We start from the raw sequence: 17,940 nt of genomic DNA, 5'->3' as shown, positions 1-17,940 counted from the left end.
CCTTGGCGGCTTGGCACATATCTGGAAAAGAGGGGCGCTCACTCCCGCCCGCTGACGGAAGAACGTGCATGATGACGACCGCCACTTCTCTAGCCCCTGAGGCCCCCCGCCTGCTCGATGCCGGCGAGAGCGGGCTGGTCATCGAGTTCGGCGATGCCATCGACGAGGACGTGAACCGGCGGGTCATCGCGCTGGCGGCGGCGCTCGAGGCGCTCGGCCTGCCGGGCCTGCGCGAGGTGGTGCCGACCTATCGCTCGGCGCTGGTGCTGTTCGACCCGCTCATTCTGTCGCGCGACGAACTACGCACGGCGGTGCTGGGTCTCGCACCTCATGCTGATGCGGAGGAGGCGGGCGGCACGGTGTGGCGCGTGCCGGTGCTCTATGGCGGCGCCCATGGCGTCGATCTCGACGCGGTGGCGCGGCTGCACGGGCTCACGACCGATGAGGTGATCGGTCTGCACAGTGGCGCCAACTACCGCGTCTATATGATCGGCTTCGCGCCCGGCTTCGCCTATCTCGGCGGCCTGCCCGAGCCCATCCACACCAGCCGGCGCACCGATCCGCGCCTGAAGACCCCGCCGCGCAGCATCTCCATTGGCGGGCGGCAGGCGGCGATCTCCCCGCCGCTGGAAATCCCCAGCGGCTGGCATCTGCTCGGCCAGACGCCGGTGCGTTCCTACGACCCGGCCCGCGCGGAGCGCCCCTTCCTCTTCGCCGCCGGTGACACGATCCGCTTCGTCTCCATTGCCGCGGCCGAGTACGAGTCCCTCTGCCGCGCGGCGGAGCAGGGCGCGCTCATCGCCGAGCCGGAGGCGGCGTGATGGCGGCTTTGCGCATCGACCGGCCGGGCCTGTTCTCCAGCCTTCAGGACATGGGGCGTTTCGGCTACCAGCGCTTCGGCATTTCCGCCTCGGGGGCGATGGACACGCTCGCGCTGCAGGCGGCGAACCTGCTCGTGGGCAATCCGCGCGGCATGGCGGCGGTGGAACTCACCATGCTCGGCCTCTCCGCCGTGGTGGAGGAGGGGCCAGCGCGCTTCGCCCTCACAGGTGCCGACATGCCTTTGCGCATCAATGATCGTCCGGTGGAGGGTTGGCAGTCGCACGCGCTGTTCCCCGGCGACCGGCTCGACATCGGCGCCGCGCGCACGGGAATGCGTGCCTATCTTGCCATTGCCGGCGGTTTTGCCATCGCTCCGACGCTCGGTAGCCTCTCCACCCATTCACGTTCCGCTATCGGCGGTCTCGAAGGGCGCGCGCTGCGCACGGGCGACCTCCTGCCGCTCAACGGCACGCCCGCCGGGCCGCGGCTTCGGCTGCCCGAGACCCATCGCCCGCGCGCACATGGCCCGATCCGCGTCGTGCTCGGCCCGCAGGACGATTTCTTCACTCCCGCCGGCATCGCCACCTTCCTCGCCTCGGAGTACCGCGTCACCGACAAGGCCGACCGCATGGGCGCGCAGCTCGACGGGCCCTCCATCGAGCACGCGGCCGGCTTTAACATCGTCTCCGACGGCATCATGAACGGCTCGATCCAGGTGCCCGGCAATGGCCGCCCGCTGGTGCTGCTGGCCGACCGGCAGAGCACCGGCGGCTACCCGAAGATCGCCACCGTTATCGGCCCCGACCTCTGGCGGCTCGGCCAGGCGCGCCCCGGCGATGCGCTGCGCTTCACCGCCATCAGCGCCATGGAGGCACAGGCCGCGGCTGAGGCACAGGAGCGGTTCATTGCCGGGCTCCCCCGAGCGATGAGCGAGCCGCCCCTGCCGGGCGCGGAGCTTTCCAGCGAACGTCTTCTCGCCCACAACCTCGTCGGCGGCGTCTGCTCGGCGCTCGATCCGCTGCCCTTCTGACCGGAGCCTGCCATGACCAAGATCGACCTCAATTGCGACATGGGCGAAGGCTTCGGCGTCTATGCGCTCGGCGACGACGCCGCGATGCTGGAGATCGTCACCTCCGCCAACATCGCCTGCGGCTTCCATGCCGGCGATCCGCTGGTGATGGCCGACACGCTCGCCGGCGCCAAGGCGCGCGGCGTTGGCTGCGGCGCCCATCCCAGCTTCATGGATCTGTGGGGATTTGGCCGCCGGCCCATCCTCGGCCAGAGCCCGGCCGACATCGAGAAGCAGCTCATCTATCAGATCGGCGCGCTGCAGGCGCTGGCGGCGGCGCAGGGCCAGCGGCTGACCCATGTGAAGACCCATGGCTCGCTCGGCAACATGGCCAATGAGGACATCGATCTCGCCCGCGCCGTCGCCCGCGCCATCCGCGCGGTGGACCGCGACTTCATCTTCGTGGTGATGCCGGGCCTTCCGACCGAGCGGGCCGGCGAGGACATGGGGTTGAAGCTCGCCCGCGAGATCTATGCCGACCGCGCCTATGCCGCGAATGGCAACCTCGCCTCCCGCAAGCTCCCCGGCGCCGTGCTGCACGATGCCGAGGCGGCGGCCGCGCGCATCCTCGCCATTGTCGAGAGCGGCGAGGTGACCGCGCTCGACGGCACCCGCATCAAGGTCCGCGCCGACACGGTGTGCGTCCACGGCGACACCGCCGACGCGGTCACGATGGCGCGCGCGGTCAAGGCCCGGCTGATCGGCGCGGGCTATGAGGTACGGCCGATGGGCGAGTGGCTGTAGCGGGGGGAACGCCGGCGGTCATTCAGCCGCCGCATAGCCGGCCACCGGATGCACGTCGGCGCGTGTCTGGTGTGGGGCTGATTTGGCGGAGGGAGTAGTCGTCGGCGAACCTGTCTCTGCGAGGTTCCCTGTTACGGGAGAAAACAAGGAACGTCAGCCCGCACGGCACGGCGCGCAGAGAATCCCGTTCTTTCAGTGAGTTGGGTCTAAATCGTCGGACACGCGGTTCCTTGGTTGAAAGCCATTCGCAACCCAAACAGGGAAGCCGCATTGTCGCCGTGCGGGATTCGATTGTTATTATCCGGGACGGAATTGCTTGAGCGCGGATCATGCCGGCGCCGCACCGGGACCGCATTGACGTTTCCGTTCAAGTGACTGTCGCGAAGCGGTTCCCCGTTGCGCTTTTGCAGGAGGTCTGGTCCGGTTGACGAGACGTCTTTGCGGTGAGGGCGCAGCGTGCCGCAGGGAGTGATCTCATCGCGCCGGCTGATGTTGGCAACACCGCTGCGCTCGCGTCGGCGCTGCTTTACAGATAGCGATGCACGTCCACGGCATCGTAGGACGTGAGGAAAGCGTCGTACTCTGTTTTCAAGTCGTCATGGAATGTCGACAGATCCTTGCGGGTCGGCGACATCCTGATGCCTGCCCCTATTCCCGATGGATACGGCGCCCCTTTAAAATTAAAGGCATCCACGAAGATCATCAGTTCGATGAAGTCTTCGGGTGCGGGTCCTGCCGCGACAACTGCCGCCTGGTCGACTCCTGTCGCGTCATCTGTGTCCTTAGGGATAAGACGCCAGTGGGATGGCAGAAATGGGAAATCCGAGCGGGGGTAGGCGGCGATAATGAGACTCAAGTCCATGGTCTCGAAATAGTCGGCCTCATCCTCGTCGACGACTTTCCGCAGAAATGGAAGGAGGGAGCACGGCTCTCCGTTTAGGGCAGAAACCCACCCCAGCGGGTGCCCGACCCTGAATGCCTCTCGCTTCAATATATCGGTGTTGAGCACGGATTGGCCGTTCCACTGGAGACTAATCTCGTAGTGGATGTCTCCCCCATCAATGGCGGCATATATCACCTGGAGCGCGAGGCCTTCGACGTTAAGGGTCGCCATAGCATTGCTTCCGACGCTTCGTGGATAACGCGTAGGGCTAGCAATGCTCGATTTCCTGTCGAAGTCGATATCCGAGTCCCTGGAGGTAAAAAGGTATTGGGCTGGCGACTCGTTTTCCGTGTGATGCGATTCCATGCGACCCGCATTGGGAGCAGACCCGTTGGCGAAGCTGGGAGCAGATATCACGCGTTCGTGATCGCTGCCGAAGGCGACGATTTGGAAGCCTGTTTGGTCCTAAGAGCTTTGAAGAGGTCTGTAAGAGGCCTTTAAGAGCCCTTTAAGAACCGGCGGAATTTGAAAGCCGTTTTCGAGGGCTTTTTCCAGCCCTGTCATGGGTTTGCGGGCACTTGCAATCACCTCGCGTTCCCTCACTGTTCTCTTCGATTTCCCTTGGCACGATCGAAGCAGCAGCGCTGGAGCGACGTTTGTGAACACTTCTGCACCCACCATCGAGATGAGACCCATCGGGGTTTTGCGTCCCTACCCGGGCAATGCCCGGACCCATTCCAAGAAGCAAATCGCTCAGATTGCCGAGAGCATTCGGCGCTTCGGTTTCACCAATCCCGTGCTCGTCGGCGACGACGATGAGATCGTTGCCGGACATGGACGCGTGCTTGCCGCCAGGCAGATTGGGCTTGGGACCGTACCGGTGGTGCGACTGTCGCATCTGTCCGCCGAGGAGCGCCGGGCCTATGTGCTGGCAGACAATAAACTCGCGCTGAATGCCGGGTGGGACGAGGAGATCCTCGCCATCGAACTGCAGGCGCTGATCGACCTTGAGTTCGACGTCACCATCACCGGTTTCTCCCTGGCTGAAGTGGATTTCACGCTCGACCGTGCGCGTGAGTCCGCAACCGATACTCAGGACGCGGCTGATGACGTGCCGCCTGTAACGTCCGCGGCGGTTACACGAACCGGGGATCTCTGGTGCTTGGGCCGCCATCGCCTCCTGTGCGGCGACGCCCAGTCGCGACCCGATGTCGAGCGGCTCGTCAATGGTGCGAAGATCGACCTGATCTTCACCGACCCTCCCTACAACGTCCCGATCGATGGTCACGTGAGTGGGCTCGGCACCGTGCGCCATCGCGAATTCGCTTTCGCGTCCGGAGAGATGACGGCGCCTGAGTTCACCGCTTTCCTGACGACGACGCTGGGGAATGCCGCCGCAGTGGCCAAGGATGGCGCTATCGCTTTCGTCTGCATGGACTGGCGCCACATGCGCGAGATGCTGAATGCCGGCGAGGTCGCTTTCTCGGAACTGAAGAATCTGTGCGTCTGGAACAAGACCAATGGCGGCATGGGCACCTTCTACCGTTCCAAGCACGAGCTGATCTTCGTCTTCAAGGTAGGTGGTCGTCCCCACACCAATAGCTTCGGGCTTGGGGAAACGGGCCGCTACCGCACCAATGTTTGGGATTATGCGGGCATCAGCAGTCTCGGCGGAAACAGGGCTGAGGAGCTGGCGATGCACCCGACCGTGAAGCCGGTCGCACTCATCGCAGATGCAATACGAGACTGCTCGCGCCGTGGCGAAACGGTGCTCGATATCTTCGCTGGCTCTGGCTCGACACTCATGGCCGCCGAGACTTGCGGCCGAGTTGCCCGTGTCCTGGAGTTTGATCCGGCCTATTGCGACACCATAATCGCTCGTTGGGAAGCCTTCACGGGTAAGCGCGCCACGCTCGATAGTACCGGACATTCCTTCGAGGATATCGCCCTCGAGCGGGCGCCAAGCTCGGCGCAACCAGAAGGGGAAGCACCAAAGCGCCCTGTCCGGTCTTCCAGCCGGAGGTCCCGTCATGGCTGACAGAGATGAGAGCGGGAAGAAAGCGAAGACCCTTTCCAACGAGGCCGTCGGCCGCATGAAGGCGGACGTCGCTTACGGAGTAGGTTATGGCAAGCCGCCTGAGCATAGCCGTTTCCAGAAGGGCACATCCGGCAATCCTAGCGGACGTCCTCGCGCCAAGAGCACGGACCTTTCACCAGCGGATCTGCCGACCTATCGCGCAATCCTTGAAGGCATGCAGCGCACCGTCCGGATTCGCGAAGGCGATACGGTCAGTGAGATTTCAACGCCTCAGGCCTTGGTTCGGGCGCTTAATGCGTCGGCCCTCAAAGGCGATCCACGCTCTCTACGCCTCGCGCTCCAGCTGGCGCAGGCGACCGAACGACAGGAGGCGATCTATCTCCGCGAAAAAATCGAACAGGCGAAAAACTATAAAGAGATGACGTCTAGCGCCATGCAAACAGCGCTCGCCGCCGGCAAAGAGCCGCCGTTCTTCCTGCCGCATCCCGACGATGTGGTAATCGACGAACGCGTCGGTTTTCGTGTCGTTGGCCCCGTCGATGAGAATGAGCAGAAGAAGCTTGAGGAGCACCTACGTTTCCGTGATGTGCTCATCATGCAGGATGAACTTGATCGTCGGCTCGCGCCGACGGTTGGCAACCCCTCAGGCCAACCAGGCGGCGCCTTACTCTTCGCCGTCGCGTTCGATCAGCTTGTGCCCAAGCGCTTCCGGCTTAGCGACACCGAGTTTACCAATCGGATGTTCCGCTACGAGACATACGCAAAACGCGCACTGCTCAAGGAGGTTTATCGTGCCTGGCAATCCCTTGGCTACAATCTGCCACGCGGATACCGATTCCACAGCGTCGATAGGGCCGGAGCGATCCTTGGCTTCGGGGTCGATCTGACAGTGGCCTTCAAGGATGGTCGGATCGACGTGGATCAAGTCAGTCGGGCTGAGCCTGACGGAGCGCTAGAGCACCTCGTCGACCATTGGATCGATCGGATTAATGCCGCGCCGCGATAGGGCTAATGGTGCACGCCTTTTCTCTGTCCACAAAGACGTCGAGCAGACCCGAGCTTTGGATGGCGGCCTCCGATTTCTCTACCCGCAAGGCCTTGCATCGACTCGTGGTCGCGGAGGATACGCGCAGAGGTTAGCCGTCGGGAGCGACACCACCATTGGCTTCTTCTCCGGCGCAGCCGGATTTGCCAAACGGCCGTCCCCTCTAAGGACTGGCCTCCAAACGTGCCTGAGTAATCCACGATGCCCCGTTCCAACTTCGCGCGCATGTTGGTGAAATTCTGCCAGCAGCGCGCCTCCGCTGTGCTGTCTGCCGATGACGTCGGAAGTCTCCAATCCTATCTCCTCCACCTGTTGGCCGTTCAGCAGCCGGCGCCGAAAGGCCACCGCGATTATGATTGGGACAGTATCTCAATCGCGAGTGGCATTGAGCTTCGCCGACTACGCGGAGCCGCTGGGGCGCTCGCACCAGGATTGGACGCGCTTGGCCGTGAGGTGGCCAAGGCGGGCCAGCCAAAGACAGAGCAAAGTCCTCTGGCGACCTGGTGAAAGTTGGAGGCAAACTCACCCACAAGCCCATCGCGATGGGGTCTTGATAGTCTGAAGGTGAAGTCGGTCCAAAAGCGAGGGCCCAAGCCAAAACCGATCGTCGAATTTCCCGAGCCGGATGGTCAGCCTGTGCGAGATACCCCAGAGATCGGTCAGCTGAAGATGGCGATGTCGCCTGTAAACAGGCCGGCATTGATCATGCTTTCGCCAGCGATCCGCACGGCAACAGTCAATGCGGGGTGCTTGATCATCAGCTCGTTAAAGTCGAGCGGCCGGTCCAGATGGTCATTAGCCAGGGAGGGGAAGCCACAGGGCGCGGAACTGCCGACCAGTGGCACTGCGGCCGGATCGCGCGCCTACAGGGATAGGAAGGCGGCCCGGCCGCGGAATTTGAACACCTTTCTGGGAAAACCATCGAGGCTTGGAACGCGTCGGCGAAAGCCATAAGGGAAGGGAGAATGGAAACGCAGTGACGTAAATGGCGTGATTGAGGTAGGTTGTATGATCTAATGTGTCATTTCCAACCCTCCAGAGGACCGTCGATGCAAGTTAAGGACAAAGAAGAAAAATCGCTAAGCGATCTTTGGCTTGCCCGCATTAAAAACAACCCCGTCGTGGCTGTTCTAATAGTTATTGTAACAATAATAACTGCCATAGTAAGTTTATGGAAAGAGATAATGTTATGCTGCAGCGGCTACTTAATTACTACGACAACAATTGTTGCGTTGAATCTCTCAAATGATAGCGACGGTTATTTTATCGAAAGCCCCATGAGCTGCAAATTTGACGGGAGGAAGGTGCGAACTTTTCATCCCCTGCCGGATCCAAAACGAATCGCGCTTTATCGCTCGACTTTGTTTTTTTAAATACTGGAGATTCAGACGCCATTTTCAAGGGAGTCGATCTCGTTGTGACTGCAGCCGAACAGGTCGCTGGGGGAACGCCGGGCATCGTCGTACCTAACCATCAGTATATATTAAATGTTGATCACAAAATTGGAACGCAGACGTTTCCTTTCAGCCCTGTTTATAAAATACCTAGAGATGAGGCAGGCTCATTCACGCTCGTATTCAAACCTGCAACGGAAGGCATCGGGTTGTGTTGGATTCTAAGCGTATCATTCAATACAAGCTCAGGCGAAATACGTAGCGACGAATTTTCATTCATAATGTCTAAATTCGACTAATCTACAGGGCGTATCACAAATTTGTTTATTTCATTATCTTCCCAAAATTCATATGTAATATTTTAATGAGTGTGAGCTCCTCCGGCATTGACTTCGTCCATGTTCAAAATCCTATAGATATTCTTACGGATATCATTCGTAATTGTAGGGTTTGTGATCTTAATTATTTTAACCCAGGATACTTGAGCAGCAAAGCCGTCACCGTCTCGCCGCGAAGTCACTTGAATTTTGGTTATACATCGATTTTTGTCTATTTGAACGGAAAGCGTAAGATCCGGACCATCAAGATTTTGGCGAATAAATCCCAAGCCTCCGTATTTCTCGAGACGCCAAGTTCCGATGGTCAGGCTTGCGATTTCTTGGTTCCATCGTTCTACGAATAGATCAGCGGAAAAATCAGCAACGGTACACGATGCTGCTTCGGCTACAGGCCCGTGAGTAGCGGCAATGATAACTGAAATACTGATTACGGTATTTAAAAACCGGTTAATCATGCACATCCCCAACAATTTTGATCCTAGAAATAGACCAGTACATAATATTGTTTCAGAGTGGGGTTATATTACCGAATTGCGGGTTATCGAACGTCTCTCAGGGTGGAGCCTCAATCGATTGACGGTACGGATCAGGTCTCAGTCGGCAGTGTAAACATGGTGCTCGGCGGCGGAGCTGGCGACGTTAAAACTGCGACTTAAAGCTCTTTGACACGCTGAACGGCGGATAGTTGGAGGCGCGCAACGAATCCCGCATGAGTTCAAAATACTGCGTCCAGGCGAACATATCCTTGAATTCAGCCGGCCGCTTGAAATTATAGCGGATCTCATCGATAGGCTGAAATGATCGCTGCGCGACCGGAGCGATGTACGCCTTTATGGCGTAGCTGTTGATTTCCGTCGAGATATGACCCTTTAGGTGAGGGTTTTTCCATCGCGTATTGACCCATATTGGCACTGTCCCTCGTCTTAATTGTAAGCGTTCTTCAAATAGCCAGCCTGGGTCGTTGGCCGATGGAACGTCTGGGTCAGATCTCGACGGAAATTAACATTATGCTATTAATTTCGACACGCCTTCCTTCAATAACCCACTCCAAAAAGCGGATTGGCGACGTTAGTCCATTCCATCTCGGCAGTAATGTTTTCATCCTTTTCCAGGAGGCTGCTTCCTATCCAGCCAAGGCCGGCGAGAATCCCACCTGCTATGACCGTAACCACGACCTTTTCTTTAACACCGTGTCAATCCATCGTAAGCCCTGTGCAAAGTACCCGTTTTGTTCACATGAGAATCTGTACATTACCGTGTTGAAAGAACAATATCTCGCGCGGACTCCCGCATGATGGAGCGTGCCTTGGCCATCTCTGCCGACTTTCCAATCTGGTCGTCCTTTAGCCGAGCGCTCGGCGCAGATCCTCGCGAACACCAAACAATTACAGGCGTTTCTGGTGTGGAGCACACGGCCTTGGTCATCGCCGTCGACGACGCAGCAAAGAGGGTCATCGTCGTTGCGGCCGAACACAATCCACGCATCGCTGCGATGATGCAGGTCGACATCCAAGCGACGATGCCCGATGTCAACGTCCTGATCGTGCGGCCTGTGGTGTTTGATCTAGGAGATATTGCCCGGCGCCTGTTTCAGACTACTGCGGAAGCCCAAGTCGATGTGCCAAGCTTGATGGCTACCATGTCTGCTATGGCATCTCAGCCTACAGAGAAGCAGCAGGAGCACATAGCGAGCGTAGCGGGACCAACGTTTGCACCGATCTTTCAGGCCATCAAGCACATCGAGATTCCGCCGCTTTCCCATATATTCGAGATTGTGCAACAGTCCGCACAACTCGATTGGGAGAAAATCTTCAATGCCGTCACCGGCAAGGGAGAGGGCATCATTTCGTTCCAAGACCTACTAGCGATCGATAACATCGCTGCGGACAGGTCCTTGGGAGTTTGCCCTATTCCTCTATACGAACTTCAAGAGGATGATTGGGGCCTATTATCCTCTGGCCGCGATATCGGTGATGTCAAGCAACTTCTTGAGCGGCTCAACATCTATCAATATTTTTACCCTTCGCCTGATCAAACAGCGCTCGCGGTCATTGATCGAGGCGTGGGTGATCGAGACCTCATTCTTAATCACGTTTCTCGTGCCCCAGTGATTGGTCACCCGTTTGGAGTGCCGGAGCTAACAGATGCGAGCGATCTACCCCACATGCTCCAAGAACTAAGCGATGCCGGTTATGTGGCGGAGGGTGAATTTGGTTACGAAATCTCGGAGTCAGGAACGACTCAGAGGGCCACGATAAAATACCGCCCTCGCGAGGGTGCCATCTCTCGGCTAATCAACGCTTTCAAACTTAACGTAAACGTCAATCCGAGCGACTTTATCAAGTGAGCCCTTATTGCCAGCGCCGCAAGACGCAATAACTCCATGTAGATCACTCCACGTCTCCCGCGCTGATGGCGAGAGACAGTGAAAGCAGGGGTCAGTTCGCGATGGAAAAATCCCCGTGAGACGGGTCCAATCTCATTGGAAATCAACACTATCGCTTCTATCCGACGCTTTTGGCGGCCGAGCTGTAGTCAGCCGGCCGCGCTGCGCGCTTGGCGCGACGGACATCTCGACTTGGTCAAGTGTGACGGATTGAAAGCTTAGGGAACTTCGACCGCGTGAGCAGCGACCGCCCACGCGCTACCATCGAAGACCAGTTTCACATCGCCGGCCTGCGCGGCGGTTCCTACCACGGGCGCGAACAACGCTTTGAAGTCCTTCACCTTCGCTGCTTCCGGGGTAGAGGTAAAGAGCAGTTGCACGTCGTCTCCGTCCCTGCGAACCGTCTCAATGAACTTGGCGAAGACCGCTGATGGCCGGTGCTTGTCGTACGTGCCGTGGGAGAGCAGCAGGTAGGATGGAGCGGTCTGAGACTGGTAGTCTGCCGCAAGGAGGCAGCGATAGAAGTGGGCGTTGTGACCACCGTGATGTGCGACCTGGATAACATGGAGCGGCGAGAGCGCCGCTATAAGCTCCGGATGATAGTCCGCGCGAGGAGAGGGCTTGAAGTCTACGCAGCCGGCATCGCCGGAGATCAGGATCCGCGCCTCTCCGAAATCCATCCGCATAATGTAGCTTAACTGGTTGCTTGGGGTGATCGGCTCGATTGGGAGCGCCGCGTAGGCGACCTTCATGACATAGTCGCCAATCGGGAGCCGCCTCCAGTGTTTTTTGACGAGGCCGTCGGATGGGCCCAGTAGCAGCAGCTCCGGGCCGTCCGAGGCGATCTGCGCTCCGGGCAGGAAGCGCCTGTCAATCTTCGACCAGACGAATCGCCGGGGCTGCCCGTCCTTAATGGTACGGCAGGCGATCGGCGTGCGCCTTTTCTTCAGGGCGTCCACCAGGGCCTTAAGAGAGGTCGCATTGATTGCATCCTTGGCGGCGGAAGCGCGGATCAGCGCCAGCGCTGGCGCCTCGACTTCGGCGCGATCGCTGAAATCAGACCAGGACTTTGCCAAGGCTTCAGGGCTCTGCACCCACCGGCGGCGGTAGAAGGGATCGGCGTCTTCTTCCTGCTCGGGCAAATCGTCGAATACTGCTTCCGCGTGGTCGCCTGTGTCGCGGCCCAGGGTTCGGCTCGCATCCCTGAGATGCCATTCGAACAAAGCCAGGTCCGGAACGTCGCCATCCGGGCGTCCGATTGTCCATGAAACGAACTTGTCGATGTCGCTTTCATCGTCGTCTCTTGTCAGGCTACGGAATTCGTCGCCCCACCGCTCCGCCTGCGCAAACCGGGCGCAAGTTCGGGCCTTGCTGGCGAGGTAGTCTCGCAGCACCCTCTCGCCGTCGTCTCCGGCGAATTGTAGCGCCAGCAGTTGCGCGTCGCCCGGCGCTGCGAGACCTGTCTTCGGTTCGGTGTCGTTGGCGACTGGTGGTAGCCAGGCCTCGCCGATGGAGATCGTGCTGTTCTGGACAATGTCGACCAGCCCGGCCAGGTGGTCGGCGTCGTAGTGGGTGCCGACAATCAGGTCGATATGGGTTTTCGGAATCTTTCCGTCGAACGACGCCATGGCGTCCGCAAGTTTCGTGTCTATGTGATACTTGGCTTCGCCGCCGTCTGCTAGGACACGGACGGCTCCGTCCGGTGTCTCGAACTGCAGCAATATCGCCGCTCCCAGCTCCACCGCGAACATGTCCAGCTGGATCCGCATGCGTTTTTCCCGCCCGCCTCGGCATCAAGCTGGGCCAATCCACCGTACCTGTCCAGATGCCCGATGCGTGAATGTCGAGTTCAATGCGGACCGGATGGATGGTGATGGTCTGGGTGGTCATGGGTAGTCTCCTTTGGCGGGTGAAAGAACGAGTTTGGGAAAGCGTTGGGCTCACGCGGCTAAACTGGTCCCGTCCGCCTCGGGGCTGGCGGCGTCGGGCTGCAGACGGTGCAGGAAGTCGGCGGCCTTCTGCGCATGGGCAGCGGCGTTGATGATGAAGCGGGAGTCGTTCTTCAAGACCTTGAGCCAGCTCGCGATATAGCTGGCATGGTCCTCACGGGGCTCGGGCGTGAGGTTCAGGTCGGCGTAGAGGAAGGCGGAGCCGAGTTCGGCGACCAGTTCCTCGCGGGCGTAGCATTCGTCGCTAAAGCGCTTGCGTCCGAAATCGCGGTCAAGGCGGTCGGCGTGCTTGGTCCAGTGGATATGTTCATGCGCGAGGGTGGCGTAATAGCTCTCGGCATCGCGGAACGCTTCGAAGGGCGGCATCTGCACATGATCGGATGCGCCGCTATAATAGGCTTGGTTGCCGCCGTGGCGGATGGCCGAGCCCCAGGCCGTGAAGAAGGTTTCGGCGTGGCCGATGCGTTCAAAGAGGTTCGGTGGCGGTGCGGCAGGCGTTTGGACACGGTCGGGTAGTCCCTCAATCTGCGCGACATTGAACAGGGTGTAGGATTTCAGGAACGGAATGGCCCGCTCGCCAACACGCGCGGCGCGCAACGGCTATTGACTGGGGACCTAACGCAATTAGCGGAACGCATCCGGAGCGAAGCGGACGGCCTCCTGGCAACCTTTGCCGAAGAGGGGATTGCGCACAGTATTCTCCAGACCATACGCGCTGTCATCGAGACGCGCGCCGTTCACATACTTCGCATGGCGGAGGCGTCGTGACGCCGTCGGAGACGACGTGGCTTGCTGCATAGCATCGCCGAATTTAACGCGCACTCTTGCCAGCCGCTGCGCCAAGAATCGCGCCAAAGGCGGAAGACACGTCGCTCTAGTCCGGAAAATGGACAACGGCTGCGAGCGGGCAGTGGTCCGAAAGAGCAAGCAGCGGATTTGGATGCGTCTGGTTTGCCGGCAACGTACGGCCCTGGCGACCCAAGGGCACCTTGACGGCGGCTTGTCCGGCGGTGAGGCCGGGGCCAAGCACGATGTGGTCGAGCCCGACGGGGTTACGGCAACCGAGGCTGTTGACTCCCGCCAGGGTTTTCGTCGAAGCCCGCCAAGCTGCCTTGTCTTCAGGATTCTCGGCCGTGACGCATGCGGCTTGTGTAGAGGCATCGAGCGGGCAATGCTCTTCAAGAACGGTCAATTTACTGCTGACCGGCTTTCCATCGTTTATTTCTTCGATCAGGCTATTGACACTGACCGGTGACGCGAGCGGCCCCACCGGGTCGGAGCCATCGGTGCGCACCTGCTCGTCTCGATGGAGCTCGTGCCAAATTGCGCGATTGAAATCGCCGAGAATGATCAAGTAGTCGGATTCGTCGCCGGCCGTCTCTATCCACGCTTCGAGCGGCGAGACCTGCTGCTGCAGTACCTGGCAAGCCGGATCGTCGCCGGCCAGAGCTCCGCGGGGATTTCCGGGTTCAGCCTCGACCGGCGTGACGCAGGACGATTTCAAGTGAACGTTCAGCAGCCGCAGTTTTTTGCCGCCGATCGTCAGCCCAAGTGAAAGCCCTGGCCGCACCTGATCCTTGGGAGCGAATTGCGGAAGGCTGATGGTCGTTTCTTCGGCGCAGAGGCTCGCAGGGCCGAGCTCCTTGCGCCAGGCGAAGCCAAGGCGTTGAATTTTAAAGCCGTCGAACGACCAGACGAGATAATCCTTGCCGCCGTCCGGCAAAACATCGCGGATCGCCTGCTCGCCGCTGACTTCCTGAAACGCGATGATGTCGGCCTTAACTTTATCGGCAAGCAGCAAGCGTACCTGATCGGCGCGTTTTTCATAGGCGGCTGCGGTGACGGGGACCACGTCAAAATTGGACTGAAACACATCGCAGGGTGGCCAATTGCCGATATCCCATAAGATCGGGGCATCGCGGCCCCATTTGAGCTCCCATCCCGGCGTTCCCGCCGCTGCGGGTTCCCAAAGGCCCGTTTGAGCGTTTTTCGCAAAGGGCGCACTGCACTTCGCGATCCACGTCGCCGCCTGATCCTGCGACAAGTGCCATCCGAGATTCCATGTCGCGACGGTGGCCTCTCGCGCGTCGGCGGAAGCCGCCCCGAGCAGCACAAGTGCAAAACGAGTGATCCAACGAAACATACCGCGCAACTCCAGCTCCGGATTGAAGCCAAGGATAACACCTACAGTCGAACGATACTTCCGACTCGCCGGTTCTCGCAATCAAGTAGATACGATTTCACCACCAGAGGAAAAATAATTACCTGTTTCAGGCGAGCATATTTCTGTGTCAATCGAAATACGATTGCCACCTCAACGGGAAGCCGATGTGAAGTCGATCAAATTGTCGAGGGACACCTCTGCTATTTCGCCGGTGCGGAAGTCGGTTACATTGAGAGAAAATGCATCGTCGGTTTTCCGATTGCAAAGAGGCAATCGTTTCATCATCTCAGGATGTTCTTTATCGGGATTCTTGGGCCACACATGGAGTGTCGCAGTGCCTTTTGCGACTTTGCTCAGAGAGGAGAGATAGAATTCCTTTCCACATAATTTGACAATGCCGTTTTCTTTGTTGTCCTTTGATAGGATGGTCTTCTTTTTGCCGCCGACAATCACGTCATACCGGTTGAACCCAAATGCAAGGGCACGAGGGATGTTGAGCGTCCCGCGCGAATAAGAGACGTCGTCCAATGCGTCGCTGGCGTCTACCGACGAGATCATCCGCGCCTTTATCTCTCTTGTATTGAGGTTGTAGGCCCCCAGCCAGGCAGCGACGAAGCTCACGAGCGGCGCAGAAAATGAGGTGCCGGCCCAATCGGAGTCCATGACGGCGGTGCCGTTGGACGAATAGGACGGGATACCGCAGCCCGGAGCCAGAAGGTCGACGCGGTCCGCGCTCCAAGAACTGAACGGCGATTTGGTCCCGTCGCGATCATGAGCTGCTACGGTAATTACAATACCGCCTGCTGCATTGCCGGGATCTCCGCCGAACATCGCAGGCCAGGACTCGGTGCTTCCAAGCTCATTGTTTGCGTTCCCCGCCGCGACGACGAGAACGACGCGAGATGCCACATCTTTTATAAGCTGTTCGACGCCTGGGATGCGGCCATTGATCGTGAAACTGGCGTTCATGACCGATATCTGACGGTCCTTTATTATGTAGCTGAGCGCGTCCGAAAGCACAGTCGGGCTGATATGGCCATCGCTTGGCGAGGTAACGCTAGCGAAGCCGAGGCCGATAGGAGAGGACATCAACTGCCGTTCGGCCTCAAACGTGCGCCCTCCGATGGCGACGCCTGCTACTCCGACGCCGTGGAAACGGTAGGTATCGGCCGTACTCGTCTGCGGCGAATTCCTTCTGGCCGTGAGATTGATCCCGTCGACGGACAGCGGGCCGGTCATGGCGCCTGGGTCGCTTCCTGCGGCAGCCGGAAAGGGGACCAGCTTCCTCAGTGCCGTCTTCGGAAACTGAATTCCCGTACCGTCGACGAAGTCGAAGCCCGTATCGGCGACGAGGATGGTCTGCGAAACGAATTGACCGTCCGGATACCGGGTCTTGTTGACAGCCAGCTGGTTAAGCACTGCTTCCTTGTCGAACGGCCATTGCGACGAGGATTCAACAGCGCAGGTATAGTCGTTGTTCGGCGTAACCAGGGATGCGGCCGGGGATACCGTCACATTATTCGGTGGGGAGCCATCGCTCGCCAATGCCATCGCGATCCGCGAGAGAGCCGCCTCTTTGGAAATTCCAGCTGCGAGCGGCAACTCCGACCACACCGGCAAAGTCCCAGGAAGCTGGATTACGGACCCGGCCTTTAGCCGGTCGGGGTTGGCGCCATCGTTCAGCTGGACGAAAGAGATGGCATTATCGACACCTAATAGGACGTCCTTTTTATTGACCGGTCTCTTTTCACCATTTGCGCCAATCCCGTCTGCCGCTTGCACCAACACAAAATCGAATGCCGGACCCTCTCCAGCAGGGCGGGCTTTTGCCTCGACGGCAAGGGCGCCTCCCTCGGCCGCGGGGTCGAGCGAGATGAAATTGGAGAGGAATACCGGCCGGCCGGATATGGGGAACGAGATTCCGTGGTCTAGCGCGAGTTTTCCGAGCGTCGCTCCCTCAGGCACTTGCTGAGGGCCTGCTTCGGGGGCTCGTGCACATGCCGGAAAGGTGAGGGTGAGGTCTCCGTCCATAGGCTTTGACAGAGACTTGCCGATCAACGTCGGATTTTTTTGGGTCAAAATGCCAAGATAGGTTGTGTCGATGGTGTTACAGCGAGACCTGACGGCCTCGAGGATCGACGCGCCCGCCGGCAGCAGGGTTTGTTCTTCGCGGCCGACTTCCGCTATGGTTCGCACAAGCTCAGGCGATGCTTGTTTGGTTCTGCGTACCAGGACGTCGGCATGCGCATCCCCCATGGCATTGACCGCCGAAACGGCCATTAACGCGTATAGGTATCGCTTGCTATCAATCACGGCAGATACCCGCCTGCGCGCCCACCCCACATACCGGCGCGTTCTTGCCTTTCGACCAATCTCCGACAAACGAGATGACGGACGGAGACGCGACATTGGTAAGATACGACGTTTCCGAAATGTCGCCGCGGGAATTGATCCCGATGATGCGCCTACGCAAGGACGTCTTCAGATAGGCGCTTCCGCCGCTGTCACCAAAGCAAAGCGCTGCCACGCCTTTCGTTACGATGTAATCTGCGGAGAAGTTGTCGACCGTCGTATCTCCAACGTACAAGGAGCCGGTGGCTCCTCCACCTCCGACACGCCGGCAGCCATAACCAAGCAGCACGACGCCGCTCCTAATTGCGGGCTGTTGCGGATCATTATTGAGGCGCTCGAACCGCGCCCCGTTCGGCAGCGTCAGGTCTTCCGCAGCCAGACACATCGCAACATCGAGTTGGTGGTTCGCGGCGTAACCCGGATGATGTTCGCAGCGAACGCCTGCGGTTCTACCATTCAAACGGATTGTCCCGGTTTGTCCGTCGTCCACGCAGTGCGCGGCCGTGATCACGGCTCGTGGCCCGACAACCGTACTCGTGCAGGCGCCGTCTGGGGTCGTAAAGTAGAGTGTCGCCGGCCATTCGCTGTTGGATGCCGGTTGTCCGCCTATTACCTGCACGGATGCTGGTTTATCTTCGGGCTCTATCATTTCGAATGCAAACGCTGGAGTGAAATGCCCCATCACGGCCGCGGCGGCCAGCGCAATGCCTATAACGCACTTTGAGAAATGCATGGCAGTCCTCCATCATTGCTATA

General features: G+C 59.2%; 14 protein-coding genes. 6 read left to right on the top strand and 8 right to left on the bottom strand.

What is annotated here, in order from left to right; translation table 11 throughout:
• Positions 1–71 precede the first annotated feature (71 nt).
• From pxpB to OU996_RS02090, 3 genes are read left to right on the top strand one after another with little or no spacing between them, the layout of a single operon-like run.
• On the top strand, positions 72–821 hold the full coding sequence (gene pxpB / locus OU996_RS02100; RefSeq protein ID WP_420712739.1) for a 5-oxoprolinase subunit PxpB: 750 nt from the start codon (positions 72–74) through the stop codon (positions 819–821).
• Positions 821–1,852: a biotin-dependent carboxyltransferase family protein gene (locus OU996_RS02095; protein ID WP_267584025.1), complete on the top strand. Its 1,032-nt coding sequence runs from the start codon at positions 821–823 to the stop codon at positions 1,850–1,852. The genes pxpB and OU996_RS02095 overlap by 1 nt, the downstream gene beginning before the upstream one ends.
• A gap of 12 nt (positions 1,853–1,864) precedes the next feature.
• Positions 1,865–2,635 carry a LamB/YcsF family protein gene (locus OU996_RS02090; RefSeq protein ID WP_267584024.1) on the top strand — a complete coding sequence of 257 codons (771 nt, stop codon included), beginning with the start codon at positions 1,865–1,867 and terminating at the stop codon, positions 2,633–2,635.
• 526 nt (positions 2,636–3,161) lie between these two features.
• Here OU996_RS02090 and OU996_RS02085 read toward each other — a convergent pair.
• Positions 3,162–3,749: a hypothetical protein gene (locus OU996_RS02085; RefSeq protein WP_267584023.1), complete on the bottom strand. Its 588-nt coding sequence runs from the start codon at positions 3,747–3,749 to the stop codon at positions 3,162–3,164.
• Positions 3,750–4,203: 454 nt separating this feature from the next.
• Here OU996_RS02085 and OU996_RS02080 point away from each other — a divergent pair, with 454 nt between their 5' ends.
• Positions 4,204–5,556 carry a site-specific DNA-methyltransferase gene (locus tag OU996_RS02080; protein ID WP_267585555.1) on the top strand — a complete coding sequence of 451 codons (1,353 nt, stop codon included), beginning with the start codon at positions 4,204–4,206 and terminating at the stop codon, positions 5,554–5,556.
• Positions 5,549–6,562: a DUF5681 domain-containing protein gene (locus tag OU996_RS02075; RefSeq protein WP_267584022.1), complete on the top strand. Its 1,014-nt coding sequence runs from the start codon at positions 5,549–5,551 to the stop codon at positions 6,560–6,562. The genes OU996_RS02080 and OU996_RS02075 overlap by 8 nt, the downstream gene beginning before the upstream one ends.
• A 698-nt stretch (positions 6,563–7,260) precedes the next feature.
• On the opposite strand, the gene OU996_RS02070 is transcribed toward OU996_RS02075, so the two are convergent.
• Together OU996_RS02070 and OU996_RS02065 are read right to left on the bottom strand one after the other, a co-directional pair.
• The gene (locus tag OU996_RS02070) at positions 7,261–7,446 is read right to left on the bottom strand and encodes a LexA family protein (protein ID WP_267584021.1); all 186 of its coding nucleotides are present in this window, start codon (positions 7,444–7,446) and stop codon (positions 7,261–7,263) included.
• A 910-nt stretch (positions 7,447–8,356) separates the two neighbouring features.
• The gene (locus OU996_RS02065) at positions 8,357–8,788 is read right to left on the bottom strand and encodes a hypothetical protein (RefSeq protein WP_267584020.1); all 432 of its coding nucleotides are present in this window, start codon (positions 8,786–8,788) and stop codon (positions 8,357–8,359) included.
• Positions 8,789–9,624: 836 nt separating this feature from the next.
• Between OU996_RS02065 and OU996_RS02060 the strand changes: the two genes are divergently transcribed.
• Positions 9,625–10,680, top strand: coding sequence for a hypothetical protein (locus OU996_RS02060; RefSeq protein ID WP_267584019.1), 1,056 nt, complete (start codon positions 9,625–9,627; stop codon positions 10,678–10,680).
• Positions 10,681–10,937: 257 nt separating this feature from the next.
• Here the strand turns inward: OU996_RS02060 and OU996_RS02055 are convergent, their stop codons facing one another.
• From OU996_RS02055 to OU996_RS02035, 5 genes are all read right to left on the bottom strand, one after another.
• A complete protein-coding gene (locus tag OU996_RS02055; RefSeq protein WP_267584018.1) occupies positions 10,938–12,488 on the bottom strand; it encodes a hypothetical protein in 1,551 nt (516 codons plus the stop codon).
• 171 nt (positions 12,489–12,659) lie between these two features.
• Complete coding sequence (locus OU996_RS02050) at positions 12,660–13,265, bottom strand: ArdC family protein (RefSeq protein ID WP_324290721.1); 606 nt, start codon at positions 13,263–13,265, stop codon at positions 12,660–12,662.
• 277 nt (positions 13,266–13,542) lie between these two features.
• Positions 13,543–14,811 carry an endonuclease/exonuclease/phosphatase family protein gene (locus OU996_RS02045; protein WP_267584017.1) on the bottom strand — a complete coding sequence of 423 codons (1,269 nt, stop codon included), beginning with the start codon at positions 14,809–14,811 and terminating at the stop codon, positions 13,543–13,545.
• Between the two features lie 171 nt (positions 14,812–14,982).
• Positions 14,983–17,145: a S8 family serine peptidase gene (locus tag OU996_RS02040; RefSeq protein WP_267584016.1), complete on the bottom strand. Its 2,163-nt coding sequence runs from the start codon at positions 17,143–17,145 to the stop codon at positions 14,983–14,985.
• Positions 17,138–17,917, bottom strand: coding sequence for a S1 family peptidase (locus tag OU996_RS02035; protein ID WP_267584015.1), 780 nt, complete (start codon positions 17,915–17,917; stop codon positions 17,138–17,140). The genes OU996_RS02040 and OU996_RS02035 overlap by 8 nt, the downstream gene beginning before the upstream one ends.
• Positions 17,918–17,940 lie beyond the last annotated feature (23 nt).

It is taken from the genome of Ancylobacter sp. SL191 (assembly GCF_026625645.1).
Taxonomy (GTDB): Bacteria; Pseudomonadota; Alphaproteobacteria; order Rhizobiales; family Xanthobacteraceae; genus Ancylobacter.
The sequence above is the reverse complement of the archived record's forward strand: the minus strand, read 5'-3'. Positions and strand labels throughout refer to the sequence as shown.

What these genes read in the sequence shown, in the direction of transcription:
- OU996_RS02060 (WP_267584019.1), top strand. Translation starts at nt 9,625, where the DNA reads ATGATGGAGCGTGCCTTGGCCATCTCTGCCGACTTTCCAATCTGGTCG.
- OU996_RS02085 (WP_267584023.1), bottom strand. Translation starts at nt 3,749, where the DNA reads ATGGCGACCCTTAACGTCGAAGGCCTCGCGCTCCAGGTGATATATGCC.
- OU996_RS02080 (WP_267585555.1), top strand. Translation starts at nt 4,204, where the DNA reads ATGAGACCCATCGGGGTTTTGCGTCCCTACCCGGGCAATGCCCGGACC.
- OU996_RS02090 (WP_267584024.1), top strand. Translation starts at nt 1,865, where the DNA reads ATGACCAAGATCGACCTCAATTGCGACATGGGCGAAGGCTTCGGCGTC.
- OU996_RS02055 (WP_267584018.1), bottom strand. Translation starts at nt 12,488, where the DNA reads ATGCGGATCCAGCTGGACATGTTCGCGGTGGAGCTGGGAGCGGCGATA.
- OU996_RS02045 (WP_267584017.1), bottom strand. Translation starts at nt 14,811, where the DNA reads ATGTTTCGTTGGATCACTCGTTTTGCACTTGTGCTGCTCGGGGCGGCT.
- pxpB (WP_420712739.1), top strand. Translation starts at nt 72, where the DNA reads ATGACGACCGCCACTTCTCTAGCCCCTGAGGCCCCCCGCCTGCTCGAT.
- OU996_RS02035 (WP_267584015.1), bottom strand. Translation starts at nt 17,917, where the DNA reads ATGCATTTCTCAAAGTGCGTTATAGGCATTGCGCTGGCCGCCGCGGCC.
- OU996_RS02065 (WP_267584020.1), bottom strand. Translation starts at nt 8,788, where the DNA reads ATGATTAACCGGTTTTTAAATACCGTAATCAGTATTTCAGTTATCATT.
- OU996_RS02095 (WP_267584025.1), top strand. Translation starts at nt 821, where the DNA reads ATGGCGGCTTTGCGCATCGACCGGCCGGGCCTGTTCTCCAGCCTTCAG.
- OU996_RS02075 (WP_267584022.1), top strand. Translation starts at nt 5,549, where the DNA reads ATGGCTGACAGAGATGAGAGCGGGAAGAAAGCGAAGACCCTTTCCAAC.